This is a genomic window from Paenibacillus sp. FSL A5-0031 (genome assembly GCF_001956295.1).
Lineage (GTDB): Bacteria > Bacillota > Bacilli > Paenibacillales > Paenibacillaceae > Pristimantibacillus.
Genome location: NZ_MRTD01000001.1, coordinates 342,315 through 368,299, shown reverse-complemented (window position 1 = coordinate 368,299; position 25,985 = coordinate 342,315). Strand labels below are relative to the sequence as shown.

The window sequence follows — 25,985 nt, the reverse complement described above, 5'->3', positions numbered from 1 at the left end:
TACCAAACTTTTTTCATTACGTAAACGACTTGTAATGCGTTATAGAGGTTCGCCCATCTCTGCAGAGAAAACAGGCTTAATGGAGCCGTCCTCCAGTTGAATGCGAATAGCGCCGCTCTCTTCTAGTCCAATCGGAATTCCAACCAAATCGCCTTGAGGGGTTGTAAGGCGCACCGTTTTGCCCAAAGATACGGACAAAGCTTCCCATAACGTTACAATCGGGCTAAAACCTTGCTCCTGATAGAGGAAATACAACTGCTCCCATTCCTTCAGAAAATCAGCAATAACTTCTTCTCTTGACCATTTCTGCTGACCGCTGATGCGAAGTGATGTTGCTTTCTCCAGCAATTCCACTGGGTAATCAGCTTCTTCTAGATTTACGCTAATGCCTATCCCTGCAATAACATATCGAAGTCTTTCGTCTTCTGCTGCTGATTCAAGCAAAATACCGCTAATTTTTTTACCTTCAATTAGCAAATCATTGGGCCATTTAATTCCAATCTGAAGCCCAGTTAAACGTCTCAGGCTGCGGCATAACGCTACCGCTGTCAATAAGGTAAGCTGCGGTGCAAAATGAATCGGTACGGAAGGACGCAGCACCATGCTCATCCAAATGCCTTTGCCGCGCGGCGAAATCCATCCTCGTCCCATGCGGCCGCGGCCTTTAACCTGCTGCTCAGCAACAAATAAGGTACCCTCCAAGGCGCCTTCTTCTGCTGCAGCACGAGCAAGATTTTGAGTGGATTCCACCGTTTCAAAATAATGAATATGCTGTCCAAATATGTTGCCTTGCAGCTGATTTTCAAGTTTCTCTACAGACAGCATGTCCGGTATGCTTAGAAGTCGATAACCAAGCCGCCTTGAAGCTTCAAATTGATAACCTGCCGCTTCAAGCTTTCGAATATGCTTCCATATCGCCGTTCTGCTGACGCCGAGCTCTTGGCTAATGTTTTCTCCTGACACGTATTCACCTGGTTTGTCTATAAACAATTGAAGCAAGAGCTCCTGATTCATCTGCGCGTGCCTCCTAAAATAATGCAAAACAATCTGCTGTGAATGTTATTGATCATCGCTCGAGCGACGCTTGCTCAAGCAAAACATTTCGTTCATTCTCAATCTCACCAAGTGCTGCTAGCAATAGTAATCTGCTTAACGTTTCACTAATCCATGGTCCAGCCTCTCGATGCAAATGATTTGTTAGATCCTTGCCGGTCACTTTAAGCTGCTTAAGTGATGAAACGGTCATTAAATCAATCCAGTTCTCCAAACGTCTTAGAAACGCAGCAGTGAAGGCTAGCTCCTGCTTCTCTAGTGTTCGCATAACATGAATCCATTCGCCGCAAATCCCTTTTCCATAACGAATGACAATGCCTAACCAGCTCGAGTGAAGTTCACGCTCATTAGTTTGCGTCGAGACAACTAGCATTTCATTATGTATCGCTACAATTGAATTTATGGTCTTACTGCGCATATTTGAAAATTTCAACGCTTGCATCGCCTGCTGCGCTGCCTCGACAGATAACTGCAACCCTATTGCTAGTGCCGCCCAGCGAGAATCAACAGCTGTCAGCTCATGCAAGCGAGAATAAATCGTTTGTGCTTGGTCTCCGTGTCCCATCTCTTTCAGCGATATCAATGTTTCTTCATGGAAGGACTCCTTCAAATGAAACAAAAGTCCGCTTGCGGCAACAAAATGCAGCGCTCTTTGCGGAGCAGCTCCAGCTACCATTTTATCTAGCTCGACCTGAACACGCTCCATCGCAATATACTTTAACAGCTCGCGATAACGAATGACTGCTTTCCATGTTCGCAGCGAAGGAGTGAGCCCGTAGACGCCAATAAATCTGACCGCTCTTAACATACGAAGCGCATCCTCTTGAAAACGTGCGTTCGGATCGCCTACAGAGCGGAGCCTCTTGGACTGCAAATCATAAATTCCGCCATATGGATCATAAAGCGTGCCATCGCTATAAAGCGCCATCGCGTTCATCGTAAAATCACGGCGCAGCAAATCACCGTCAAGTTCGGTAATATAAAGGACACTTTCTGGCTTGCGATGATCCTCATATGCGGATTCTTGCCTAAAAGTCGTTACTTCATATGTGATGTTGTCTTGTATAACCGTTATCGTGCCATGCTGCAAGCCCGTTGGTATGCATCGCTCAAACAGCTCAAGCACCTGCTCTGGACGAGCAGATGTAGCGATATCAACGTCTTTGATTGGTATATCTAAATACGTATCACGAACTGCGCCTCCCACAAAAACGGCTTCGAAATGATGCTCTCGAAGCCGCTCAATGATAGGCAATGCAGCTATGATCGGTGTTGATAATGAAAGCTGCATGTCATACACCTCTTCTTGCAGGGGAAATGATTAGCTATCGCTGCAAACAGCGATTGGCAAATCTGCCTCTATGCCGAGTACCCGATAATAGATCTGCTCATATTGTGTTGTAATTACGTCATTACAAAACTCGTTTCTTGCTCTAAACATACAAGCCTGCTTAAACTGCTCATGCAGCTTCTCATTCGTAAGCAGCCTCTCCGTATTTTTAGCCATATCTTCGACATCGCCGATCTCTGACAAAAATCCAGTTTCTCCATGAGTAACAAGCTCAGGAATACCACCAGCGTTAGAACCAATAGTTGGAACGCCGCAAGCCATTGCCTCAAGCGCAACAAGCCCGAAGCTTTCTTTCTCTGATGGAAGCAACAGCACATCTGCCATTGAAATGACTTGTGCAACATCCTCTTGCTTGCCCAGAAAATGGACACGGTCTTCAAGGCCAAGCTGGCGAATGCGACATTGAATTTTTGAGAGCTCAGGTCCTTCACCAACTAAGAGAAGTTTCGAAGGAACCTTCTCGGAAACGCGAGCAAATATTTCAACTACATCCCCAACCCGTTTGACCGGACGGAAATTAGAAATATGCATCAAAATTTTCTCATTCGGAGCCGCATAATCAGCTCGCAAGGAAACCGCATCGCGTGGATAATAAACACGTTTATCAACAAAATTATAGGTTAAATCGATTGGTGTCGTAATATCAAGCAGCTGTCTAGTCTCTTGAATCAGATCCTTTGAAACGGCAGTTACAGCGTCACTTTGATGGATCGCAAGACGAATTAAATCTTTTAACGATTCATCCTGAGCCAGCACTGTTATGTCCGTGCCATGCAGCGTTGTGACCGTTTTTAAGCCATCGCCATTCATCTGCTTCGCCAAATAGGCGCAAACCGCATGAGGCACCGCATAATGGACATGAAGCAAGTCAAGCTGCTGCATTTTTGCTACCTGTGCCATTTTGCTTGCTAAAGCTAGATCATAAGGCGGGTAACGAAACACATAATAATCATTAACTTCTACCTCATGATAAAAAATATTTTTATTAAAGTGTCCCAATCGAAAAGGAATACTGTGTGTAATAAAATGAATTTCATGACCACGTTCTGCCAGTAATTTACCTAGTTCGGTTGCAACTACGCCCGATCCGCCCAAGGTAGGATAACAGGTTATACCAATCTTTAATTTTCTCGCCACTGTTGTCGCACCTCCTGTGTTCGTTACGTATAACTATTGTATTACACAAGAGCTGTACGAATTGTCAAAAATATTGTATGGCGTGAGGACGCTTAATTGCGAATCCCTCTGCATATGCCCAGCCTCTTGCTTGTCCAAGCAATGAATCACGTGCTTCTACTCGTTCTATGTAATGATTCGTTAATGGCGTGGCCACTCGGTCGGAGCCTGCTGCCGCATCGAATTGTGAACGGTAAGCAAGCAGCGCATTTCTTTTGGTTGCTTGAAAATCACTAATATCAACGGTTAACGATACTTGATCCACATCATTTATATAGTAATAAATAAGCTGTGATACTTGTACGGCAGGCAGCTCCGGCATATAGCGGCGCAGCTTGGCGTTAAACACAGCTTCTTCAATTAATCTACTGCAAGCCACATGATCGGGATGACGATCTACCCAGTAAGGGGCAAATACAACCCGCGGCTTAAAATAACGAATTTCTGCTACAATACGTTCGATTTGATCGCGTGAAGGCTCCAAACCTCGATCAGGCAAACCCAAATTAGTACGAGCCTGCAGTCCTAGCACTTTGGATGCTTGATCCGCTTCTTGTTTCCTCAGCTCGACCGTTCCGTTTGAAGACATCTCTGCCATCGTTAAATCACATATGCCGACCTTATAGCCAGCTTGTACATGTTTGGCGATGGTACCGCCCATTCCAATTTCAGCATCATCCGCATGAGCGCCAAAAACGAGAATATCGAGTTCTGTCGTCATTATTCAATACCTGGTTTATATTTATGGACAAGCTCTCGCCATGCAAAATCACCACGTTCAAGTGCTTTAACCAGCAGTTCAGCAGACGCTACGTTAGTAGCAACCGGTATGCCTTGTACATCGCATAAACGCAGCAAAGCAATAATATCCGGCTCATGAGGTTGCGCCATTAATGGGTCGCGCAAGAAGATAATTAAATCCATTTCATTTTTGGCAACCATCGCACCGATTTGTTGATCGCCGCCGAGCGGGCCTGACATGAACCGATGAATGGACAAGTTTGTTTGTTCCATTATTCGTGTTCCCGTCGTGCCAGTAGAGTATAGCTTATGCGGTACAAATACTTTCTCATAAGCGATTACGAAATTAACGATTTCTTCCTTCTTCCGATCATGCGCAATAAATGCAATATTCAACATGCGGTTCCCCTCTCCTGCTGCCTAATAATCTAATCCATAATATGTTCAAATCCGTAAATTAAACCGCTGTATGTCATTACCTTCTTCACAGCCACGTTTACACCAGGCATATATCCTGCGCGATCATAGGAATCATGACGAATTTTGAGCGTTTGTCCATGGCCGCCAAACACAACCTCTTGTTGAGCAAATACACCAGGAAGTCTAACGCTATGTATACGGAATCCGTTGTAATAGCCGCCGCGCGCACCTTCAATGACTTCTTCCTCATTCGGGTTGCCCTGACGAAACTCTTTACGCACTTGCGAGATCAACTCCGCTGTTTTTATGGAAGTGCCCGAAGGCGCATCCAGCTTTTGATCTCCATGATATTCAATAATTTCAACATGGGGCAAATATTTTGATGCTTCTGCAGCGAACTTCATCATCAGAATCGCTCCGATGGAGAAGTTAGGGGCGATTAAACCGCCGATTCCTTTTTCGAGGCAAAGCTCGTCCAGCTCCACGATCTGTTCAGGCGTAAAACCCGTTGTCCCCATAATAGGACGCACTCCAAATTCAATTGCCGTTTTCGTATGGCCATATGCCATCAGAGGAATGGTGAAATCAACGAGTACATCGGCTTGAGCACCTTGAAGTGCTTCCTCAAGTGTTGCACTAACTATAACTCCAGTATCTGCTTTCCCTGCAAATATACCCGCATCTACAGGACCAGCAGATGGAGCGACGGCCGCCACCAATTGAAGCGACTCGTCCTCCAGCACCATTTTTACAACTTCGCGTCCCATTCTTCCACTTGCACCAGCTACTGCCACGCGTATTTTTTGTGTCGTCAACTTTATCACCTGTTCCTTTTTCTTTTTGCATCCAGTTGAAATCGCAGCATACGCCTCTTACGGTTAACGTCAGCAAATAGCCTTCTCGCTGCCGAATGGCTGGGATCAAGCCTCATTGCTTCCCTCGCATTAATGACTGCTTTATCGTATTGGCTAAGCGATGCATACAAAACGCCAAGCGTATAAAATGCATCGAAGCTTAAGGGGTCAAGCAGTGCTGCTCTCTCAAGTAACGGTGCTGCCTCATGGAGCTCAGGCGGTACTTTGGCCAGCAAAAAATTAGCCTCCGCTTGCAAAATTCCGGCTTCTACGGTTTGAAGATGATATCTATACTCCGCAAGCTCGGGCGCAAGCCTAACGGCTGATTCTGCATGCTGCTTCGCTTTTGTCCATTTACCGCTTCGTGCGCAAGATACGGCGCATGTATGATAATAGAATGCATTTTCCGGTTCAACCTCAATGGCTTTCTCAAACCAATATATCGCTTGCTCGAAATCACTATTAAAGATGAATTCATAAGCCTTTTTCATGCAGCTCTCTCCATCCATCCGCCCATCCTCCTTGTACACAGGTTGATGGTACAGCATATGTATGGAGCTTGTTTACTGTTCGGTTATTTTCTTCGTCCACCGATTCGCGTCGCGAGTAGTGAATTTATGCATAACCTTATTATGCGCTTCGGTTAAATCTATATTGAGGGAATTAGCGAAGCAAGAAAGAATAAATAAAATATCACCAAGCTCCATTTCAACGGAATTATCCGCTTCATCGGCTTTTTTAGGTTTTTCGCCGTAGAAATGGTTTACTTCACGAGCAAGCTCGCCCACTTCTTCGGACATTCTAGCCATCAAAGCAAGAGGACTGAAATAACCTTCTTTAAATTGAGAAATATAATCATCAACTTCTCGCTGAATATCTGATAACGTTTTTTCCGACATCTGTACATTTCCTTTCTGTCGATAGCTATACATTCATATGTTAACTTAAAGACGCAAATAAAATCAATGTTTTTAAATTGCTTTCTTTAGATAGCAAAAAAGTCGTCTATTGCATCATTCAACAGCAGCTAATTTGGCTGCTAAAAATGAATGTGCGCAATATCGACTTTCATGTCTTTAATCTAATCATTGCTTCAAAAAAACAATGCATTTACATATTATTTATGATCTATCATCTACCCATTAGGAAATAGGCTTGACTCCAAAAGGATTTTCTTTATATTTTCTCCAGCCTATATAAGTAAGAATGGCTGAAATAAATGCGCCTAATAAAAGCGTCCAGCGCAAGGGATTCGAAATAGGCACTGCTGCAACAACGGGAACATCCGCTTCTAATTGATTCTGATTAAACATTCGAGTGAGTGTATCCTTTAGCTCCAGCATGGATCGATTAATGCTGGCAACATTATTTTTATCTTTGCGAGACGCTTCTAGCAGTCGATTCGTATACTGAATTCGCTCCATCAACTCTGTTTCATGCTTGCTCCCGTACATCATACTGACAGCAGGTTTAATACGATCTGCATGTTTTTCCAAGCTTATCATTACAGCTCGTGCTGCTATAGCTCCATCATCAGTTTGGCGCTTCCAAGCTTTTTCCACACGCGAAATATCATCCAGCATGATTTTCTCATATTGCAGCCACAAGGCGTTATTAGGCCTTGCAAGAGCATCAGCAGTTAATTTAATTCGGGCTGCCTCTACAAACCAGCTTGTCCCAAGTGAGCCTTTAACGAGCGTTTTCTCAATTGTATTGGCATCTCGTTCAACAGCTTGCCACCCTTCGGCATTACCAGCTGCATATTTAAGTTCTCCATCAACCAATTGCTGAAGCTGTTGGACATATTGATAAGCTGCTTGTCGATTATTTGTATAAGCCGCTTCATATAATGAGCTTGCAATATTATCCATCCGTTGAACCTGTTTACTTGGATCTGGCGTCAGCCGGGACGCAAAAGCTTGAAGACTAGCTCCGCTGCCCCAGACTAAATTAGCATAACCTATCGTCATGACGATACATACGACGAATGGAATAATAAAACGTATCTTCATGGACATCCCCCCATAATACAACTTATGAAGGGATGTCCATCGTTATACCTTCTTTCTAAAACGCCATACGAGTAATCCAGTTGCCAAACTAAAGAAGGATAAACCGTAGGTAAATGCGCGAACCGCATCCAAATCATCGTACAATTGATCGGCAAGGTATGGAAATATACCATAGGTATAATCTACTGTGTCATTTAGAAGAAGCCATCCTGTAGCTACAATAAGCGAGACAGCTCCTGCTTTCATAAATCTGAAAAAAAGCAATGCCTCAAACGCCATACCAAGATGAGAAGCCATAAGCATATAGTGCTGCCAGTTCAGCTCAGACCCCTGCCATGCTCCCGCTACAATCATCGATACAGCCCAAATGCCGTATTTGACTGAGCATACAACAGCCAAACCTTCAATGATGTACCGCAAAACTGTTACAAGGCCGTTTGAACGCTTAGGCGGAAACAAAAAATAAAGTAGAGCAATCGTAAAAAACAGACTTGCTGTAGGTGAATCGGGTACAAAAACAATTTGCCATACGGGGTGGGTCTCTAGTGTTGCTGCTAATTGTGACTCGTACCAGATGTAACCATAAACCGTTCCAAAAAAATTAACAATAAAAAGCAACCATAAAAATGGTCGGCTTAGTAAAAATTCACGGCTCCAAAAAATAGCGAGCATGATGAATCACTTCTCCTTCGCTTTATCATTAAAAAGGACTTATATTCGAAGAAAAACCTGACCGTGTAATACGATCAGGTTTTTTTCGATGATTTATTCTGTTGCCGCTTTTTGTTTGGACAGCCAAGTCGTCAGCTGATCAATTTCTTCGGCAGATAAAGTATCAGCGAAAGCTGGCATGCCGTTACGACCATTCGTAACTACTTCTACAAGCTGCTCTTTCGACAAAACGTCACCAACGCCAACCAAGCTAGGAACAGATCCTTGGCCCTTTAGGTCAGCTGCATGACAGCTGATACATTTTGCTTGCTCAGCAATTTTCATTGCTGGATCATTCGCATCAACAAGTGATGCTTCTACTGCTGGTTTCGTGTAGTTCGGACGTTCTTGGCCTGCTAGTGCAGCCTCACGCGCCTTCTCTTCACGCTCAATATGTTCCGGTACTTGTCCGTTAATTTCAAGCTGATGCTGGTAGTGATCCCAAGAAACAACTGTCAAGTAAACGCAAGCTACAAGTGTTAGCCCCATCAATGAAGATGCAATCGGACGACGGTAGAAGCGGCGTTCCTTGCCAGTGTCGAGGAATGGTGCTAACAACAATGCGCCAAACATGACTCCGGGAATACCTACTGTTCCGAGCAAGATGTAATCTTGCGAAACATATGGGTATTTCAAAAATTGATACAAGAACAAAAAGTACCAGTCCGGCATCGGTATAAATGCCGCATTCGTTGGATCTGCTGGATAACCTAGTGGTGCTGGCTCAGCAATAACCCATACAAGAAAACCAACCAAAACGACACAGCCGACCATCCATTCCTTAAGCAGGAAGTTTGGAATAAACGCTTCCGATTTACCTGGAAAAGACGTGTAGTCCGGAGGAATGTTCGGATGGTTGTTTTTCTTAACACGCGAGTCGCCTACATAGACAACCTTCTCGTTCGAATTATGACCATGCGCCATAAGTATGCCTCCCTTCGCTTAAAGTGGTCCCGAAATACCTTGTTTCCGAATCATGATAAAGTGCGCTGCCAACATTGCAATCAAAGCGCCAGGTAAGAAGAATACATGGATCGCGAAGAAGCGAGTTAGTGTTTGTGCGCCTACGATATCGCCGCCGTAAAGGAATGAAGCGAGATACGGTCCGATTACCGGTACGGATTCAGCAATTTGGACACCAACTTTTGTTGCGTAGTAAGCTTTGTTATCCCAAGGAAGCAGGTAACCTGTGAATCCTAGGCCTAACATGATGAAGAAAATCAGCATTCCGACAACCCAGTTCATTTCCCTCGGCGCCTTGTAAGAACCGGTAAAAAACACTCGAAGGGTATGTAAGAACATCATAACAATAACTAAGCTTGCCCCAAAGTGGTGCATGCCTCGAACGATTTGTCCGAATGCAACCTTGTGCTGCAGGTAATCAACGCTTGCATATGCGTTGATAATGTCCGGCACATAATACAGCGTCAGGAACATACCTGACAAAATTTGAATTACGGTAATAAAAAATGTCAAGCCGCCGAAACAATATACGAATGCGGAAAAATGATGCGCTGGGTTAACGTGCTCAGGCACTTCATGGTCAGCCACATCTCTCCACAGAGGCGTAATGTCAAGACGCTCGTCGATCCAGTTGTAAACACTTTTAAACATCTGTCATACGACCTCCTTATTTCATTCTTGTATTCGGCATTACTGGACCCAAGTACACGAAGCCGTCTTCAAGCTTCACTTCGTACTCATCCAATGGGTTCGGGGCAACTGTAATGTTTTTCCCGTCTTTCGTGTAGCGCGCATCGTGACAAGGACAATCGTATTCATTTTGACCTTTTGTGTTCCATCCGATCGTACAACCTAAGTGTTTGCATACTGGTGAAAGTGCAAAGATCTTGCCGTTCGCATCCTTCGAAATCCAAGCTGCAAGCTCTGGGTCACTTACATACCAACCGTCGATCTGATGAATTTTAAATTTGAATTCTTGCGGTTCGGTCGTAATTTTGCTCTCTTCCACAACTTTTACGTATGTACCCTCGCCTTTTTTCTCAAGGAGTGGATCCACTGCGAAACGAACCATTGGTAATACCGCGCCGCCCATCATAAATGCAGTTGTGCCGCCAAGCGTATATGACAAAAATTGACGCCGGGACATTTCTTTGCGCTGAACCGGTCGATGCGCGGTCTCGTGTTGTTCATGGTTACTCATCTTCTGTTCTAACCCCCTTTGCCAACCATATCTCGCGTCTTGCCGCAGGGCAAAAACACATGACGAACTAGGACATAACTTATAATAGCCTAGGTGCTTGGGAGCGTCAAGAATATGGCTTCATATTTGAACGTTTATCAAATTATCGTTCAATAATTTGTTATCATTTTGTCACATTTGACCTTGTCTGGCATTTGTTTTCCCCGAAATCTAACTATATTATACGACAATTTTATGAAATTCATGTAGTCTGTCCACTCCATAAACTCCGTATCGCATTAGAAACATCAGATTGCTGCGGAATCTCACCATCTTGATTCGGACCAAACCATAAATCCACTTCTGGACACTCGGCAATCAATTGATTATTTGCAGTTACCGCAATAACATAACGAAACCCGCCGCGCTTCGCCGCAGCACACCACTCATTTAAATGCTCTGAGAGACGCTCGCTGTCGGAGATGTAATGCCATGCAGGATAAGTGACCACTCTCCCTTTAAAAGGGATTTCAATTAAATCCATTATGTCCCTAAGCTGCTCAAGCCATTCTGTTGCCTCATACGGCTTTGCTGCATTCGGCATTCCAGTCACAGGAAGCAGGCAAGTATCCAAATATGGACTTAATTCATCCCATTGCTCTTTCGTTATTTCACTAAATTTCATCGTTTACATTCTCACTCCTTAACATAATTGCAGCCTATATCAACATCACTGCTTCTATGTTAACTCCATTTCCTCTCATTGCCAAACCAAATGTACAGAAAAAAGCCTCCCTGTGTCAAAACGGAACAGATTCGTTCGCATTTAATTGGGAAGCTTCCTCGCTCAATCGTCATTTTAACAAAAAAGACGATACGCGTTATTTTTTTAAAGCATTTAGCTGTTTTGCGAGACGGTAAAACGTATCCTCGTCACCAGCGGCCAATGCTTTGTCAATTGCCGTATAAATTTGGTTGGTTTGAAATTTCAATACCGCTTCGTCAAGCACAAACTCTGCGGCCAAACCTAGCATGGCTTCATACGTTACTTTCATTTTGTCCATAGGATACACCTCCAAACCGGCGTTAAGAGATCCTATATTCTATTCCCTTTGTCACGTAGCTCTCCATCGTTTTTTTCATACGCAGTAAATCGTCCTCTGTTAACTCTCTTACGACTTTGGCGGGTGATCCGATAGATAGAGTATAGGATGGTATTTTTTTGTTCTCTGTAACAATCGAACCGGCTCCTATTAAAGCATATTCACCAATGTCTGCGCCGTTAAGTACGATTGCCCCCATTCCAATTAATGTGCCTCTGCCTATCGTACAGCCGTGTATTATAGCGGCATGGCCGATAGACACCTCATCATCTAGAATCAAAGGTTGATTCACATTCAAGTGACCGACGACTCCATCTTGAATATTGCAGCTATGACCGATTTGTATAGGTGCAAGATCCCCTCGCAGTACTGCATTAAACCAAACGGTGCTTTTTTCAGCAATCGTTACGTCACCAATTATTTTTGCACCTTCAGCTATGTATACATCTTCATGAATCTTTGGCATTACGCCTTTGTATGGGATCAACATTTTTCTTCAGTCCTCTCCAAGCGATCAAATATAACAAGCCATTTCTGTCGTATTCTTATACTGTAGCTTATATTTGATCTTACTCCAAGAGCGCGATTCCCAAAATCAATGAACCACTATTGAACCTGATTCCTCAAGGCTGACACCAGCAACTACAGCTCGTCCTGCCTTGGTCATACGGACTACAGCCCCATAAATCGGATGCTCTCCAAGACGAAGCAGCCCCAAATGAACCATCATAGCCATAATTCTCTGTTCCAAAATCGTATTTGCATCATCGTAAAAGTAAGGCTTAATGAACGGAACAAGTACCGTTCTAAGTGACTCAACCGTAACCCATTCCACAGCGAGGGTGTTAATCCAATGCACGAGCGACAGTAAATGTGTAATTGGCCCCTTGTAAAGCTTGAGCCAATATCGGTAGATTTGCTCTGCTTCGCTTGAAGGCCTGCTGTTCATGCGCTCTTCACCTGGACCCGTGACTGTCAAAAGCGTCTGATTTTCATTAATATACTTTGCGTGATAACAGTAATCGTATACGAATGAGAAACGATTCGGATATTGGTTAAAATGTCTGCCATATCCAAAACGCCATGCTCCTTTAGCAGGCAACTCCTCTTGCACGCCAAAACGATCAAGCAGCTGCAGCGTAAATCGCTTGTACATCGAACCATCAGCTGTTAGCTGGATTTCATTGTGGTACGTGTAATGAAGCAGATGAGTTATATCGTCGTGAATAAGCATTTGCTCATCCCGGTAAATAGGCGGCTCATCCGTATACTGCAGATCGGCGGCAAACCTCCTCGCAAGCGTATCGCGGAAGCGCGTCTTCAAATCGTTTGGAACCTGAAAGAGATATCTGCTTGGGCCGCTGAAGCCATTGAACAACCATCCGTGATGCTTGAATTTAGCTATCATTTCTCGCGGGCTAAGCTGCTTTTCGACTGCTTCTGTCTTTTTTTTGCTGCGTTTTGTTTTTTTCGGCGGGTCTAACTCCGGTTTGATGATCTCTTCTCCAAATCTGCTGTGCTGCACCCGAGCGAGCAAATCCTCTAAACTAAAGGAGTTTCTTGCTTCGAATAGCAAAGAGTTTAGGAATCGTAAATCTTCCAACTTCATGCTGCTTATTTGCGCTTCAAAAACATCATTTCGACTTACGGTAGAGAGAATGGATTGGATCAAATCGTTTTTGGAATGCCCATTGCATTCGCAACGGTAAACATCTGCAATTCTGCTAAGTTGTTGAATATCAGCGTACCCTAGCATATCCGATAAATTCATAGCTCTCTCCTTTCTACAGAAGCCGCCTTATCACTCAGGCGCCCCGCTTCGTAAGGGTATTGTGTAATGAATAAGCGTCAGTTGATATCATTATGGGAAAATATCTATTGTTTTATAACCTAGATTACAAGGAGTTTATACAAAAAAAGCTTCGCCTTTAAAAAATAAAGGCGAAGCTCGTATGCGATTCCTATGCTTCATTTAAATGTATCGTGCAATTATAGAGCTGCGGATGCCATTTCTCATCTCGCAGCTCCAGGATAGAGTAAGACAAGTTGGATATATATTGATCCTCAAGATCCGAACATATCTCTTCCATGATTTGAGCCAAAAAGCTGCCATGAGAAACGACAAGCAAGTTGCGCTTTGGATACTTCAGCTTCCATTCATTAATTGCGCTCAAGCCTCTTGCTCTGACCTCAGCATTAGACTCTACACCTTCAGCAACTTCTCGCCAATTCGTTCCCCATCGTTCGTGACGCTCCTGCTCCCTCGTGCCTTCAACCTCGCCAAAATACCTCTCTCTCAAGCGCGGCTCACTTTCAAGCAAAGGAATATTTAACTTCGAAGCGATAATCTGTGCAGTCGCATGAGCCCGCTGCAGATCACTCGATATAACAGCATCCCATATCTGGTCTTCACGGCTTAATCGCTCTGCCAATGCTTTGGCTTGCACAATACCTACTTCATTCAACGGAATATCCGTTTGTCCTTGAATCTTTCCTTGTTCATTCCAGTCCGTCTTACCGTGGCGCACTAATCCAATTAACAAGCCGTATTCAGCTCCTTTATATAGTAGACATAACAAAAGCTCCCTAGGGAGCTTTATCATACATCAACATTAGCTTCGTGTTCTAGAAAGCCAGTTCAAAATTAGCAGCGTCATAATAAGTCCAAGCAAGGACAATGCAACATAATATTGCGGGAAGGCCGGCATAACCTTTAGAACGAATGGCTCGCTAATGCTGGCAACCGGAACCTCTGCATAAAATCCTGCTGTAATTACACCATCGCCAGACGCATTTGCTGTGTCCATCAATCCGCTTAGCTCGGCGATTTCAGCTTGTGAAACACCGCCATCATTATCAAATATGAATACAAAGAATGCACTTGCAAACAAAGCCATGCAAGCTGCAACGATCAGCGCGATATTACGGCGAAACGATTTCGAAAACTGATAGCTTTTGTGCGGAACAGGCATTAACCAAGATTCCTCAGCGTAAATGCGATCCATCACATTACGATTCACATGCTCCATAGGACCGAGGCTCTCATCTTCCTCCGATAAGAAACGAATGATATCCTCGCTCTCTTCCCACAGCTCAAACTGCTCCGCACATGTCTTGCACTCAAGCAAATGAGTGTCTATTGCTATCCGCACTTCATCGTGATCAGCTAAATCCCAATATTCGCCGAATTTGTCTTGCGCATCGTTGCAATTCATCTCGTATTCATCCCTTCGAATTCCTCCATCAGCGGCGATTGTCCGAAATACGGCTCCAGCTGCGTTTTTACGCTTGCTCTTGCTCGGAATAGCAGTGATTTAACAGAACTGACCGTTTGTCCTAAAATATTAGCAATTTCTTGATAGTCCAGCTGGTCATATTCCCGAAGAATAAGCGCTGAGCGTTGTTTTTCTGGCAAGTTGTTTATCGCTTCTCGCACCATCGCCATACGTTCATTTCTTAGCACATGCTGCTCTGGAACCGCATCAAGAGCTGCGACAGGCTCGAATCCCGATTCATCAAGCGATACATGCGCTGATTTTTGCTTGCGAAGCTCGCTAAGTACTGTATTTCGCGCAATTGTATATAACCACGTCGAAAAAGAAGCATCCAATTCGCGAAACGAATGAAGGCTGCGGTAGGCTTTATAGAACGTCTCAGAACACAAGTCTTCGGCCATAAGCTCGAGCTTTGCACTCTTCAGCATGTGATAAATAAACGCTAAAATTTTTCGTTGGTAGCGCCGCATAAGCTCGGAGTACAGCTCGACATTGCCATCCTTTATCTCTCGTATCAACTGGGAATCAGTCATGACAGGCGAACCTCCTCCACCTGCGGATTATTCCCGGACCGCTATATATCATTGTACCGTCCCGGGAACGAAAAGTTGCGGTGTTTATCATAATTAATTCAAAAAACACGAATATACATATAATTCGTGTTTCGAGGGCAAATTCCTGCCTCTTTCGACAAAAGGATAAAATACAATATTTTTACAAATGTGGATGCGCAATTATAGGTTTTGAACGCAAGCTGATCCATAACTATGTATTGGAAATAAAGTTTTATTCTACTCGCCTTAAAGAGTTCTTGCAATATAAATCGCTTTCTTTAGGATGGAAAAGGTTCACATTCATGATTATTGGCTCCAAAGGAGAACATGACAAGGCACAATAATATAAACAACAATTTGGAGGTAATAACAGTTATGAAAAAAACAATTATCGCCGTTTTCTCAGCATGTTTAATCTTTAGTGCAAGCTCTGCTGTGTACGCTGCTGCTCCTGTATCTGAAAAAGAAATGCATATGAAGAAAGTGGAAGAAAAGAAAAAGCATAATATGCATGTGAAAAAAATGGAAGCAAAAAAGAAACATAAAATGCATGCTAAAAGCCTTCATGCAAAGAGTATTCACACTAAAAAAGCGCATGAAAAAAGTCTTCACGCAAAAAGCATGAAAGCAAAAACCTTGAAATCAAAAAACTTAAGAGCAAAAGAGATTACTAAAATGCCGAAAACCGGCTTCGGCGGCGCCAGCGAACAAGCTGAATAAACAGTAAAAAACGAGGGGACCTACTTTCCCCTCTTTTTCTAACTTTGAAAAAGTTCATATTGCAAATGATAACTGCAGCTATTTTTGCCGGGAGTACAGCCTGCAGCTACTCAAATGATCAAGATCATAGTAATAAGCCTCAAATAACAATAACAAAATCTGATTATAATGAACCCATTGTAAAAGCAGAAACCATGTCGAGTCCACCACCTACAAATGATAATCCAATCATTTCGAATAAAATTTCTAAAGTAAAATTAGAGGGAATCGTACCCATTAAATTATCCATTCCCGCTTTAGAAATCGATGCGATCATAGATCCAGTAGGCATAACAGAAAACGGCCAAATGGATGTTCCATCAAGCACCAAAAGGGTAGGGCTATTATCTAATGGCATTCTTCCTGGCATGGTCGGCAATTCAGTTATAGATGGACATGTTGACAGCCATACAGGACCAGCCGTATTTTACAGATTAAAGAACATAAAATTAGGTGACATGATTTCAATAAAAAGTAAAGAGGACTGCACCATCGATTTTATAGTGGAATCGATTGAAATATTCAAAACATCCGAGGCTCCCCTTTCGAAAATTTTTGGTCCCGCGGATGAGTCTCGTTTAAATTTAATTACATGCACTGGTAAATTCAATCGTAAAAATCAAGAATACTCAGAACGGCTCGTCGTTTTTGCAAAACGACACTCCAATAAAAAAATATGCAAAGCTGCAAGCAGCGAAAACCCATGATCTGATTCAGTTGTATAGTGGATGTCAAAACGACGCCATTATTTGAATCATTGATGGGTTTTTTCTATCGTATTCATACTTCTAACCGCATATGTACTTTTACTTTTTTGTCATTTCCCTCCCCTTTCTATTTCCTTCTACTAGTCACTTGACATAGAAACTATGCCTCTGTAACAAACACACAAACACTTAAATAGATACAAACATATCTTATAGAGCAGTCAAATAAGAGGAGGTTTTTAAATAATGGCTCATAATATCGGAATTATCCTCGTTCTTTTCATTCTATTGGTTATTGTCGCTTGCAGCTGCGGTGTTTTCGGCCGTAATGAGAGAAACGATGACAGAGAAGAAGACAACTATGTACGCAGCAATGAAAACAATAGAGTAAGCGACAGAGGTTACAGCGGTGGTTGTGGAGTAGGCTATTAATCCCTCAATTTCGCTTGAGACATGGATAATTTGTATTTCCCTGCCAAACAACCAATAACTATACGGCATCCATGTATAACTTACTTTCTAAACAGCAGCAAGGAGGTGAATTTCTTATGTCAGGATCAGTTGGCGGTACTCACAATAACATTGGTTTTATTCTCGTGTTGTTTATTTTGTTAGTCATTATTTCTTGCAGCTGCGGTATTTTTGGTGGCAGATACTAGTCGTATATTAGTTCCATCTTAACAAGCTTCCATTAGATTATTTGCTCTATTTTCATTTACTAGTCTAATGACATTGAAACTATGTCTATGTAACAAACACACAATCAAAAAATGAGAGTCAATCATACGTTATATAGTAGTTAAATAAGAGGAGGTTTTTAAATAATGTCTCATAATATCGGTACGATCTTGGTTCTTTTCATCCTATTAGTCATTGTTGCTTGTAGCTGTGGCGTATTGGGCCGCAATGAAAGAAGAAATGAAAATCGAGTTGAAAGTGTCAACGAAAAAAGAAATGACAGAGTGAGCGACAGAGGTTACGGCGGCTGTTGCGGAGGCTACTAATCCTATTTTCACCACTTTGCTCGTTCTATGAGATGGATAAACATACTCTCTCTACCCATTATCCTGTCTTATAGCTATAGCTTTGACTAACTTGCTCTATAAGATAATACAAGGAGGTGAATTTTTTATGTCAGGATCAGTTGGCGGTGTAAATAATAATATTGGTTTTATTCTTGTACTCTTCATTTTGCTCGTGATTATCTCTTGCAGTTGCGGAATTTTCGGTGGTAACAACTACTAATCATTAGCTACTGGATACGACTTATTCACTTGTCCTACAGACTGCAGAGTATCCTGAACGGTCTTTCTTATACAAAACCTCTAATCCCCTATTATAGGCTAATGATACTGGGCATATGTCACCCCATGACAAATATCCAGTCACTAAGCTTTTGCAATGCATACCTTACAATGTATTCAAGTCGCAAGGAGGTGGATGTTTAATGTCAGGATTCGTTGGTGGTGCTAATAATAGTATTGGTTTTATTCTGGTACTGTTTATTTTGTTGGTGATTATCTCTTGCAGCTGCGGTATTTTCGGTGGAGGTTACTAATAAATAATAATTGAAGGGCTTACTGCTGCTCTCACGCATTCAAAATGCTGAATACACTTAAGCCTCTCCAGAAGACCCATTATGTGGGTCTTCTTTTTTTCATTCTGTATCTAGTCCTTGCTTACATACTCAAAAAAAGCCTACACACGCTCTTTCAGCTGCAGCCCTCATGAATTGAATTACCTTTTTTATGAAAGTATTGACAAAATAGTAAAACCGCTAAATAATAAAATTAATACATTAGTTAGTAAATTAATTAATTTGAGGAGGTCTTTTATTGAAAGTATTCATTACAGGAGTTACTGGGTATGTTGGCTTCGCAGTAGCTCAACAATTCCTATCCCATGGTTATCAAGTTTCCGGATTAGTTCGGACACAAGAAAAAGCTGAGCAATTAATAAAATTAGGCATCTCCCCTGTAATAGGCGATCTTGCTGATCTGATTTTGCTGGCGGAATGTACTCATGCTGCTGATGGTGTCATTCATACTGCTATTTCGCATAATTCTGACATGGAAAAACTAGATGTTCTTGCAGTTGATGCCATGTTAGAGGGTTTGGAGGGCACTGGCAAAACATTCGTATATACGAGCGGAACGTTAATCTATAACGATACGCATCATGATGTCGTTGATGAGGATTCGCCTGTAAAGCCTCTGCCATTCCTGCAATGGAAAGCAATTCAGGAGCAAAAAGTGCTAACAGCTGCTGAGAGAAACATTTGTACAGTCGTCATTCGACCAGCTCTCGTTTACGGACGTGGAGGCGGTTTAGTTGGGGCAACTATTCAAAGAACGAAGCTTACTCAATTCGCCAAATACGTTGGTGATGGACTTAACGCGTGGTCAACCATTGATGTAGATGACTTGGCTAACCTTTATGCATGCGCTTATTCATTTGCATCTACTGGATCGTTATTTAACGCAGCTTCCAGGGAACTCATTACGACCAAAGATCTCATGATAGCTATAGGCAAAATTGCCGGCGTCGCTGAAATTGAATCGTGTAGTTATGAAGAAGCTGTTCATGTTTTGGGCCCTGCTGCTTGGGGAGCGAGCATTAACCAAAGAATATCTGGTTTGCGTGCTGAACAACAGCTGCAATGGAGCCCCTCTGCCAACTCGATCGTCAAAGAAATGGAGAAAGGCTCTTACCAAGCTATGGCAAAAATAAAACGATAGTCCGTTACCGGATTATCGTTTGGATGCTGCGCTATCTTCATAAGTATTCAGAAATTTTATGGATTTAGCTAATATTCGGATGAGTTGCTCGGTGTCATCTGCACCTAGATGTTCTCGCAAGTGCTGAAAACGTTCAAATAGCTCTGTCTCCCTTGCTCCAACAAATTCATGTCCAGCTTCCGTTGCTGTAACAAGAATGGATCGTCGATCACTTGCATCCATCGTACGAGTAATATACCCGTTCTGTTCAAGAGATTGTATAACATGCGTCACAGCAGCTGAGGTTATTTTCAACTGTTTGCTTAGACCGGAAACTTTGATGCCATTAGAACCCGGCGGACATAAATACGTCAAGTAAACAAGCAAGTTTGATTCGCTCTGCCGGAGCTCCTTAGAAGGACTAAACACATGACCGACACGCTTCAATTGTCCGAATACGAGTGCAAGTTCCTTCGTTAAGTGATCGATATTCGTTCCTTGAAAGTTATCGTCATTACTCATACCATTATGAGCCCCCATAAGCTTTTTCCAATTTATTTTTAAATTATTTACTAAATTAATAATGATGTCAAGATGGAAAGTCAAGCTTCACTTTTTATGGATGGATCAACGTTAATCCTTTCCTTATCTTTCATTTAACGGTTTAAACGTCCTGCCAGCGATGAGTATGTACTGTAACTCGTTTGGCTGAATGATCGTGCCTCCGCCTGCGTTTAATTGTTTTTTGATGATGGCATCCTTTTTAACAGCTGGTCTTGGCCTATCCTTTATATCCACTGTAGAATCATCTGCATCCATGACGGATGAGTGTTCAAAATATACGATGGTATGCAGATCCTCTTGTCCCTCAGGTATATCTTTCCCAGTACTATTTTTGGCAGTTACAGTTAGATCGATTAGCGATACTTTATTTTTCACAAAGACATTATATGAAATTTCTATTGGCTGGAACGCATTGGGGTCTGCTGTTCTTGCTATCCCTACTCGGTCATCGTCAGAAAGGTACTTCAGTTTTCCTTGCTTTAATAATCGTTCGTCATTCAAAGTAATCACATTATTTTCATTCGTGACTTTAAAAGAGAAGGAATCAAAAAGTATACGAGCTGGAACGAGCAGAAAACCTTTTTCCACTACTGCTTTAGTGTCCATCTCTACATTTTGACCATTAACCTTTGCAGTCTTATTGCCTGCCTGAATTTGAACAATGTTCTCCCCTTCTTTAATTTCGGCTGTTTTCGTTTGATTATTATAAGAAACTGCAGCACCCAGCAACTCACTTACAGATCTTAATGGTAAAATCAATCGATTCTGTTTATCCACATAAGGTTCCTTTGGATAGGTATATGCTACATAATAATTGTTCATTTTCAAAATAACGGGTGTACTTTTTTTTGGTGCAGCATAACTGACAGCTGTTATGGAAAACATCATTACACCCGCAATGGTCAATTTTATTAATTTTCTCATCATTTAACAAACACTCCTTTTTTAGCATTTATCGATAAAACGCATTTCTCTAACCATTTGTTGCACTAAAGCCCGAATTAGGCAATGCTTTTCAAATTTTGAAATGATATATTGAAATCATGAGCTAGGAAAGGATGAATGCCGATGTTATGCATCTATATCGAATACTTCAATATTACAAATGTTAAAAATCTACCTATAAATCAAAAGGATGGTCCTATTTGAAAATTAACAATAGCAATAATATCCCTGTCCGTTTTTTCATAAACGACAAACTTAAGCTTGAAAAAAATGCTTTAGCAGAACTTGATCAGCTCCTCACCGTAAATGAATCTGTAGAAACCCTGAAACAGCACACTAGCGGTTATTTTACGAACGAAAATGCAAAAATTGAAGAGGTAGCGATCACTCCCGATTTCCACAAAGGCAGCGGCATTCCGATTGGTACAACTATCTTCACCAAAGGATTTGTTATCCCTCAAGCTGTAGGCAATGACATTAATTGCGGCATGCGGTTATACACGACATCGCTGAAGGAAGATGATATCCGGTCGAATCTTAAACAAATCCAATTCGATATTCGTCATATTTTCTTTGAAGGCGGACGCCATATTCCAATGACAAGGGTGCAGCGTGAAGCTATTCTCAAAGAAGGATTAATGGGTATTCTCGAGACACAGAAATCGATTAAGTGCAATGGTTTGTGGGAATTTTATGATGCGAAGCAGCAAGAGGACGACCTTTTAAAGGTAAATCGATTTGGTTCATTTATTACGGATAAAGTAGATGGACTGGACAGTTATTTAGGCAGCGATGATTTGTCCTATGATAGTCAGATTGGATCAATCGGCGGCGGCAATCATTTTGTAGAAATTCAGAAAGTAGTGAATATACGCAATCATGCTTTGGCAAAGGAATGGAATATCAAAGCTGGCCAAATCGTCGTTATGATTCATACAGGCTCTGTATCTATCGGACATCACGCAGGTCTGAACATCAAACAAATGCTGAAAGAAATTTACCCTGCCTCTCTTAAGCATCCAAGCAATGGGATCTATGTCCTGCCTCATTCCGAACATTATGAATATCAATGGAATCGTTATTGGAACCTCCTTCATAACGCAGCAAACTTCGCTTTTGCTAATCGCTTATTTCTAGGGCTTATGCTTCAAAAGTCTTTGTCCAGAAGCTTAAAGGATTTTGAGTATAAATTGCTTTACGATGCCCCTCACAACTTTGTATGGGAAGAAACGATTGATGGCAGCGAAGGTTTTATCCATCGCAAAGGCTCTTGTACAGCAAAGTCAGCTGAACAAATGGCCAACACCCCTTTTCAATTTACGGGTGAGCCGGTCTTTATACCTGGTTCCATGGGAGCGAAAAGCTACATCCTTGCAGGACTTGGCAATCGTGAGAGCTTATTCAGCGCTAGTCATGGTGCTGGTCGAAGCCTTTCAAGAGGAGATTCAGTAAAAGTAGATGATGCTTTGTTTCGCGAGTTTATTTCCAAGTTTAATATTGTTACACCTATTGATCCGAACCGTAACGATATTAAATCCAGACAGGATATACTCAAGAAATGGGAAGAAGAGTTGAAGAAAGAGGCTCCATATGCTTACAAGGATATCAATGCGATCATCGAATCACATGAAGAACACGGCATGGCACAAATTGTTGCAGAAGTTGAACCTATTTTAACGATAAAAGGGTAAAGCTTTTTATATTGAAGGTTTACTTGTTTAAAATTAAATAATTCATTTTTAATAATCATAACAGCAAAAGGCCACGTCCTTGTGACGTGGCTAACTGACAACGCTCTATTTTAGACAGCTTTATTTTAACCATGCATCCAATAAGTGTGAAACAGGATTATAAATGTAGATAATCCCATCCAAAGGGTTGGGGAGTCCAATATGTAAAGCTTCAGCAATACCTATTAAGGTTCCAAACAGCAGAAGAATGGAAAATATCCATAATTCTTTTTTGGATTTTCCTCTTAATAGCGCAGGAACATCAATGGCGATAATTAAAGCGACCGCTACAAGGATCACTATGATAGGTACCATATGTGCATCTTCACTCCTCTTTCCTCATCTCTTCCAGAAAGGAATTAGACACCGTACCTAAATGTCGAATCTTATGATTTACCTTCACATTTACTGGCATCGTCTCAAACGTGTGATCCCAATTTTTTTTGAGCTTCCTCCATTCTTTAGGATTCGATCGATGAATAACATCCCCAAATCCAAAAATATCAACTTTGTATTTCTTCTGCACTTTTTTTACTGCCGCGTCAATGAAACCTTCCACTTTGCTGTTTGCTAGCCTTTCTACTTCAGCAATATTTTTCGTCTCCAACAAATCTATCGAACATTGTACTTCCCCTATATTAATTTCTAATCGTACTTCGATATCGATCTGAGGTTGTCCATCCTTTACGCTGCCTTTGACCTTCGTCTTAGACCGAATGACCTCGAACGTAATTTTGCCGCCTTGTGGGCAAGTAACATAACCAACCGTGCTTTTAATTTCATCGCTAATATAGTTGTATGCTTTGCTTTCAGTTTCATTTAGCCAACCAATCAACTTATCCTTCTTAAATACCGCTAGTCCCGAATATTGCAATGTAGTTGGGGTCAGAACCTTTTCCATATTTCTCTTTTCTTGCCCTACTTCCTCGTCCCCCAAAACGACAAGACCTGTTAATACAGGATCTCTTCCTTCGCTCACGAGTGTAGTAATAAGCTGATCCAATGTAACCGTTGTTGTTGGAGCCCATTGCTTCTCCGAAGTCTGAAGGGTAGAGAACAGACTCACAGCGGGGATCGTTTCCAGCTTTGTTAATACTTTTAGCGTATTCTCGGCAGTCGTATGCTTTGATACAACAATAAAGAAATCAGTACGAATTTCTTCATCTCTAGATAAGAGATCTAACGCCTGACCTATACCTTCCTTAGCTAAGGATTCGCCAAGAACCACAATGCGCAGATGGGAAGGATAAATCTTACGTGGGTTAACAGTAGTCATTTTGCGTATCGCTTCGAAAATGGTATTTGCCGTGATTTGATATGTTGTGACGGGTGTCTTGTCGCCGCCCTTCTTCCCTGCAACTTCAGTCGGCTCGACGACTTGAACGGAAACCTTATATTGATTTCCGACCTTGTCTATTCCCAAAGCTACGGCGATTGCCAGCTCATTCAACTCTCGGCCTTTCCAACAACCTGTGACAAATAGGAGCGAGATGACAATTAAACAGAGTAAACTTCTTTTACGCTTCATCGATTATCCACCTGCATTATCACGCGTCGGTTCAGAATGATTACTTTGTTCGCGAACGATGTTGTTTTTATTGATCAATCTAGGCCGCGTTAGCATTGCCCAGCGGGGAAATCGGAAAATGGTATCCTTTTGCTCCTCAAGATTAAATGGTGCAAACGGACTCAGATAGGGAACTCCAAATGAACGCAAACTGCACAAGTGAAGAACGAGTGCAAAAATCCCTACAATAATGCCGAACAACCCAAAAGAAGCTGCAAGTATCATCAAAGGAAAACGAAGCATTCTAAAGGTCATGGACATGTCGAAGGCGGGAAGCACAAAGCTGGCAATCCCCGTTAGTGCGACAACGATCACCATGGCAGCAGATATAATCCCTGCCTCAACAGCCGCTGTTCCAATTACCAATGTTCCGACAATGGAGACGGCCTGTGCAATCGCCTTTGGCATTCTTAAGCCAGCTTCCCGTAAAATTTCAAACGTTACCTCCATCATGACGGCCTCGATGAACGCTGTAAAAGGTACCCCTTCTCGTTGAGCAGCCAAGCCGATCAACAGCTGCGTAGGCAACATTTCCTGATGAAATGTAGTGATAGCAATATAAAGGGACGGACCTAACAGAGAAATGAAAATACAAAGAAAACGAAGCATACGAATAAGTGTGCTAATGTCCGCGCGTGTATAATAATCCTCAGCAGCCTGTATAAACGAGATAAACAATGCAGGGACGACCAAGACAATCGGCGTTCCATCAACCAAAATGGCTACTTTTCCTTCCAAAAGCTCAGCTGCTATAACATCCGGACGTTCCGAATGATATAACGTAGGAAAAGGAGTATAGGTTTTTTCCTGAATTAATTCCTCAATGTAGCCGCTCTCCAATATGCTATCAATATCAATCCGATCGAGACGACGATGCACTTCTTCTACTATCTTGTCATTTGCAATTCCTTTGATATACATGATCGATACATCGGTTTTTGTTACTCTGCCAATGGACTTCGTTGTAAGCCATAAATTAGAATCTTTTATTTTGCGGCGAATTAACGCCGTATTGGTGCGAATACATTCTGTAAAACCTTCTTTTGGTCCCCGAATGACAGTCTCTGTTGTGGATTCGGTGACTGCACGGTCTTTCCACCCTCTCATGCCGATGATGAACCCCTGGGTACATCCGTCCAATAAAAGAATGACATCTCCAGACAACAAAGCAGTTGTCAAAGAACCAAATTCAGAAACATCCTTAATAGCTCCGACCGTTAGAATTTGATCCTTCACAACTTGAAGGATCTTATCTGGACTAGATACGTTTGGGTTAAGCTCCGTATTAGGGATGCTTGGCATTAACGATTCGATGATGAATTTCTGGACAGATTGCAGATCCGTTAAACCATCTGTATAAAATATTCCAGCTTTAAACTTCTCTCCCGCTCCAATCTGAATTTCTCTGATCACAATATCGCTGCTATGACCTAGCATATTTTTTACATATTGAATATTATCATCAAGGCTTAAATTCAACCTTTTTTCTTGGGCAGCTTTATTGGAATCTATTCGTTTGCTTGCAGGAAGCTCCATATCGTTTTTGGATTGATTATTGAAAAACCCCATTTGTCTATATTCCTCTCTGCTCTGAAATAGGGTG

Annotated in this window: 32 protein-coding genes; 7 read left to right on the top strand and 25 right to left on the bottom strand. The window is 42.1% G+C overall.

Annotated features, from left to right (window positions below; all coding sequences use genetic code 11):
* Window positions 1-39: 39 nt before the first annotated feature.
* The 20 genes from BK120_RS01525 to BK120_RS01430 form a co-directional block, all read right to left on the bottom strand.
* Window positions 40-1,014 carry a biotin--[acetyl-CoA-carboxylase] ligase gene (locus BK120_RS01525; RefSeq protein ID WP_076265700.1) on the bottom strand — a complete coding sequence of 325 codons (975 nt, stop codon included), beginning with the start codon at window positions 1,012-1,014 and terminating at the stop codon, window positions 40-42.
* Between the two features lie 52 nt (window positions 1,015-1,066).
* Window positions 1,067-2,344 carry a CCA tRNA nucleotidyltransferase gene (locus tag BK120_RS01520; RefSeq protein WP_076265699.1) on the bottom strand — a complete coding sequence of 426 codons (1,278 nt, stop codon included), beginning with the start codon at window positions 2,342-2,344 and terminating at the stop codon, window positions 1,067-1,069.
* Between the two features lie 30 nt (window positions 2,345-2,374).
* Window positions 2,375-3,541: an N-acetyl-alpha-D-glucosaminyl L-malate synthase BshA gene (bshA, locus tag BK120_RS01515; RefSeq protein WP_076265698.1), complete on the bottom strand. Its 1,167-nt coding sequence runs from the start codon at window positions 3,539-3,541 to the stop codon at window positions 2,375-2,377.
* A gap of 64 nt (window positions 3,542-3,605) precedes the next feature.
* The gene (gene bshB1, locus BK120_RS01510; RefSeq protein WP_076265697.1) at window positions 3,606-4,301 is read right to left on the bottom strand and encodes a bacillithiol biosynthesis deacetylase BshB1; all 696 of its coding nucleotides are present in this window, start codon (window positions 4,299-4,301) and stop codon (window positions 3,606-3,608) included.
* Window positions 4,301-4,720, bottom strand: a complete 420-nt coding sequence (locus BK120_RS01505) for a methylglyoxal synthase (RefSeq protein ID WP_179089721.1) — start codon at window positions 4,718-4,720, stop codon at window positions 4,301-4,303. The genes bshB1 and BK120_RS01505 overlap by 1 nt, the downstream gene beginning before the upstream one ends.
* Before the next feature lie 29 nt (window positions 4,721-4,749).
* Window positions 4,750-5,556, bottom strand: coding sequence for a 4-hydroxy-tetrahydrodipicolinate reductase (dapB, locus tag BK120_RS01500; RefSeq protein ID WP_256710752.1), 807 nt, complete (start codon window positions 5,554-5,556; stop codon window positions 4,750-4,752).
* Between the two features lie 5 nt (window positions 5,557-5,561).
* The gene (locus BK120_RS01495) at window positions 5,562-6,104 is read right to left on the bottom strand and encodes a tetratricopeptide repeat protein (RefSeq protein ID WP_076265696.1); all 543 of its coding nucleotides are present in this window, start codon (window positions 6,102-6,104) and stop codon (window positions 5,562-5,564) included.
* 54 nt (window positions 6,105-6,158) lie between these two features.
* Complete coding sequence (locus BK120_RS01490; protein WP_076265695.1) at window positions 6,159-6,494, bottom strand: nucleotide pyrophosphohydrolase; 336 nt, start codon at window positions 6,492-6,494, stop codon at window positions 6,159-6,161.
* 243 nt (window positions 6,495-6,737) lie between these two features.
* A complete protein-coding gene (locus BK120_RS01485; RefSeq protein WP_076265694.1) occupies window positions 6,738-7,607 on the bottom strand; it encodes a sporulation protein YpjB in 870 nt (289 codons plus the stop codon).
* A gap of 42 nt (window positions 7,608-7,649) precedes the next feature.
* The gene (locus BK120_RS01480) at window positions 7,650-8,282 is read right to left on the bottom strand and encodes a DUF1405 domain-containing protein (protein ID WP_076265693.1); all 633 of its coding nucleotides are present in this window, start codon (window positions 8,280-8,282) and stop codon (window positions 7,650-7,652) included.
* Window positions 8,283-8,372: 90 nt separating this feature from the next.
* On the bottom strand, window positions 8,373-9,242 hold the full coding sequence (locus BK120_RS01475; RefSeq protein ID WP_076265692.1) for a menaquinol-cytochrome c reductase cytochrome b/c subunit: 870 nt from the start codon (window positions 9,240-9,242) through the stop codon (window positions 8,373-8,375).
* Window positions 9,243-9,260: 18 nt separating this feature from the next.
* Complete coding sequence (qcrB, locus tag BK120_RS01470; RefSeq protein WP_076265691.1) at window positions 9,261-9,932, bottom strand: menaquinol-cytochrome c reductase cytochrome b subunit; 672 nt, start codon at window positions 9,930-9,932, stop codon at window positions 9,261-9,263.
* A 16-nt stretch (window positions 9,933-9,948) separates the two neighbouring features.
* The gene (locus BK120_RS01465) at window positions 9,949-10,482 is read right to left on the bottom strand and encodes a Rieske (2Fe-2S) protein (RefSeq protein ID WP_076265690.1); all 534 of its coding nucleotides are present in this window, start codon (window positions 10,480-10,482) and stop codon (window positions 9,949-9,951) included.
* Window positions 10,483-10,723: 241 nt separating this feature from the next.
* Entirely contained in the window at window positions 10,724-11,146 is a 423-nt protein-coding gene (locus tag BK120_RS01460) for a DUF2487 family protein (protein WP_076265689.1), read from the bottom strand.
* Between the two features lie 196 nt (window positions 11,147-11,342).
* Window positions 11,343-11,525, bottom strand: a complete 183-nt coding sequence (locus tag BK120_RS01455; RefSeq protein WP_076265688.1) for an IDEAL domain-containing protein — start codon at window positions 11,523-11,525, stop codon at window positions 11,343-11,345.
* A 22-nt stretch (window positions 11,526-11,547) separates the two neighbouring features.
* Window positions 11,548-12,054: a gamma carbonic anhydrase family protein gene (locus BK120_RS01450; protein ID WP_076265687.1), complete on the bottom strand. Its 507-nt coding sequence runs from the start codon at window positions 12,052-12,054 to the stop codon at window positions 11,548-11,550.
* A 105-nt stretch (window positions 12,055-12,159) separates the two neighbouring features.
* Window positions 12,160-13,335, bottom strand: coding sequence for a hypothetical protein (locus BK120_RS01445; protein ID WP_076265686.1), 1,176 nt, complete (start codon window positions 13,333-13,335; stop codon window positions 12,160-12,162).
* 190 nt (window positions 13,336-13,525) lie between these two features.
* Window positions 13,526-14,107 (bottom strand): histidine phosphatase family protein, encoded by a 582-nt coding sequence (locus BK120_RS01440; RefSeq protein ID WP_179089720.1) that lies wholly within the window; start codon window positions 14,105-14,107, stop codon window positions 13,526-13,528.
* 69 nt (window positions 14,108-14,176) lie between these two features.
* Entirely contained in the window at window positions 14,177-14,779 is a 603-nt protein-coding gene (locus BK120_RS01435; RefSeq protein WP_076265684.1) for an anti-sigma factor family protein, read from the bottom strand.
* Window positions 14,776-15,372 (bottom strand): RNA polymerase sigma factor, encoded by a 597-nt coding sequence (locus BK120_RS01430; protein WP_076265683.1) that lies wholly within the window; start codon window positions 15,370-15,372, stop codon window positions 14,776-14,778. The genes BK120_RS01435 and BK120_RS01430 overlap by 4 nt, the downstream gene beginning before the upstream one ends.
* A 396-nt stretch (window positions 15,373-15,768) precedes the next feature.
* Here BK120_RS01430 and BK120_RS01425 point away from each other — a divergent pair, with 396 nt between their 5' ends.
* From BK120_RS01425 to BK120_RS01405, 6 genes are all read left to right on the top strand, one after another.
* On the top strand, window positions 15,769-16,113 hold the full coding sequence (locus BK120_RS01425; protein ID WP_076265682.1) for a hypothetical protein: 345 nt from the start codon (window positions 15,769-15,771) through the stop codon (window positions 16,111-16,113).
* A gap of 65 nt (window positions 16,114-16,178) precedes the next feature.
* The gene (locus BK120_RS01420; RefSeq protein WP_144376661.1) at window positions 16,179-16,859 is read left to right on the top strand and encodes a class F sortase; all 681 of its coding nucleotides are present in this window, start codon (window positions 16,179-16,181) and stop codon (window positions 16,857-16,859) included.
* A 246-nt stretch (window positions 16,860-17,105) separates the two neighbouring features.
* On the top strand, window positions 17,106-17,291 hold the full coding sequence (locus BK120_RS01415; protein ID WP_076265680.1) for a hypothetical protein: 186 nt from the start codon (window positions 17,106-17,108) through the stop codon (window positions 17,289-17,291).
* Window positions 17,292-17,407: 116 nt separating this feature from the next.
* Window positions 17,408-17,518, top strand: coding sequence for a sporulation protein YjcZ (locus BK120_RS34480; RefSeq protein WP_083681479.1), 111 nt, complete (start codon window positions 17,408-17,410; stop codon window positions 17,516-17,518).
* Between the two features lie 788 nt (window positions 17,519-18,306).
* The gene (locus BK120_RS34470) at window positions 18,307-18,417 is read left to right on the top strand and encodes a sporulation protein YjcZ (protein ID WP_082360686.1); all 111 of its coding nucleotides are present in this window, start codon (window positions 18,307-18,309) and stop codon (window positions 18,415-18,417) included.
* Window positions 18,418-18,694: 277 nt separating this feature from the next.
* Window positions 18,695-19,597 carry an NAD-dependent epimerase/dehydratase family protein gene (locus tag BK120_RS01405; RefSeq protein WP_076265678.1) on the top strand — a complete coding sequence of 301 codons (903 nt, stop codon included), beginning with the start codon at window positions 18,695-18,697 and terminating at the stop codon, window positions 19,595-19,597.
* A gap of 12 nt (window positions 19,598-19,609) precedes the next feature.
* On the opposite strand, the gene BK120_RS01400 is transcribed toward BK120_RS01405, so the two are convergent.
* Window positions 19,610-20,098, bottom strand: a complete 489-nt coding sequence (locus tag BK120_RS01400; RefSeq protein ID WP_076265677.1) for a MarR family winged helix-turn-helix transcriptional regulator — start codon at window positions 20,096-20,098, stop codon at window positions 19,610-19,612.
* Window positions 20,099-20,221: 123 nt separating this feature from the next.
* Complete coding sequence (locus tag BK120_RS01395; protein WP_076265676.1) at window positions 20,222-21,067, bottom strand: copper amine oxidase N-terminal domain-containing protein; 846 nt, start codon at window positions 21,065-21,067, stop codon at window positions 20,222-20,224.
* 218 nt (window positions 21,068-21,285) lie between these two features.
* Here BK120_RS01395 and BK120_RS01390 point away from each other — a divergent pair, with 218 nt between their 5' ends.
* Window positions 21,286-22,776, top strand: a complete 1,491-nt coding sequence (locus BK120_RS01390) for an RtcB family protein (protein ID WP_179089719.1) — start codon at window positions 21,286-21,288, stop codon at window positions 22,774-22,776.
* Window positions 22,777-22,896: 120 nt separating this feature from the next.
* Here the strand turns inward: BK120_RS01390 and BK120_RS01385 are convergent, their stop codons facing one another.
* From BK120_RS01385 to BK120_RS01375, 3 genes are read right to left on the bottom strand one after another with little or no spacing between them, the layout of a single operon-like run.
* On the bottom strand, window positions 22,897-23,130 hold the full coding sequence (locus BK120_RS01385) for a hypothetical protein (RefSeq protein WP_076265675.1): 234 nt from the start codon (window positions 23,128-23,130) through the stop codon (window positions 22,897-22,899).
* Window positions 23,131-23,140: 10 nt separating this feature from the next.
* On the bottom strand, window positions 23,141-24,343 hold the full coding sequence (locus BK120_RS01380) for a Ger(x)C family spore germination protein (RefSeq protein WP_076265674.1): 1,203 nt from the start codon (window positions 24,341-24,343) through the stop codon (window positions 23,141-23,143).
* Window positions 24,344-24,346: 3 nt separating this feature from the next.
* The gene (locus BK120_RS01375; RefSeq protein WP_076265673.1) at window positions 24,347-25,951 is read right to left on the bottom strand and encodes a spore germination protein; all 1,605 of its coding nucleotides are present in this window, start codon (window positions 25,949-25,951) and stop codon (window positions 24,347-24,349) included.
* Between the last annotated feature and the right edge of the window lie 34 nt (window positions 25,952-25,985).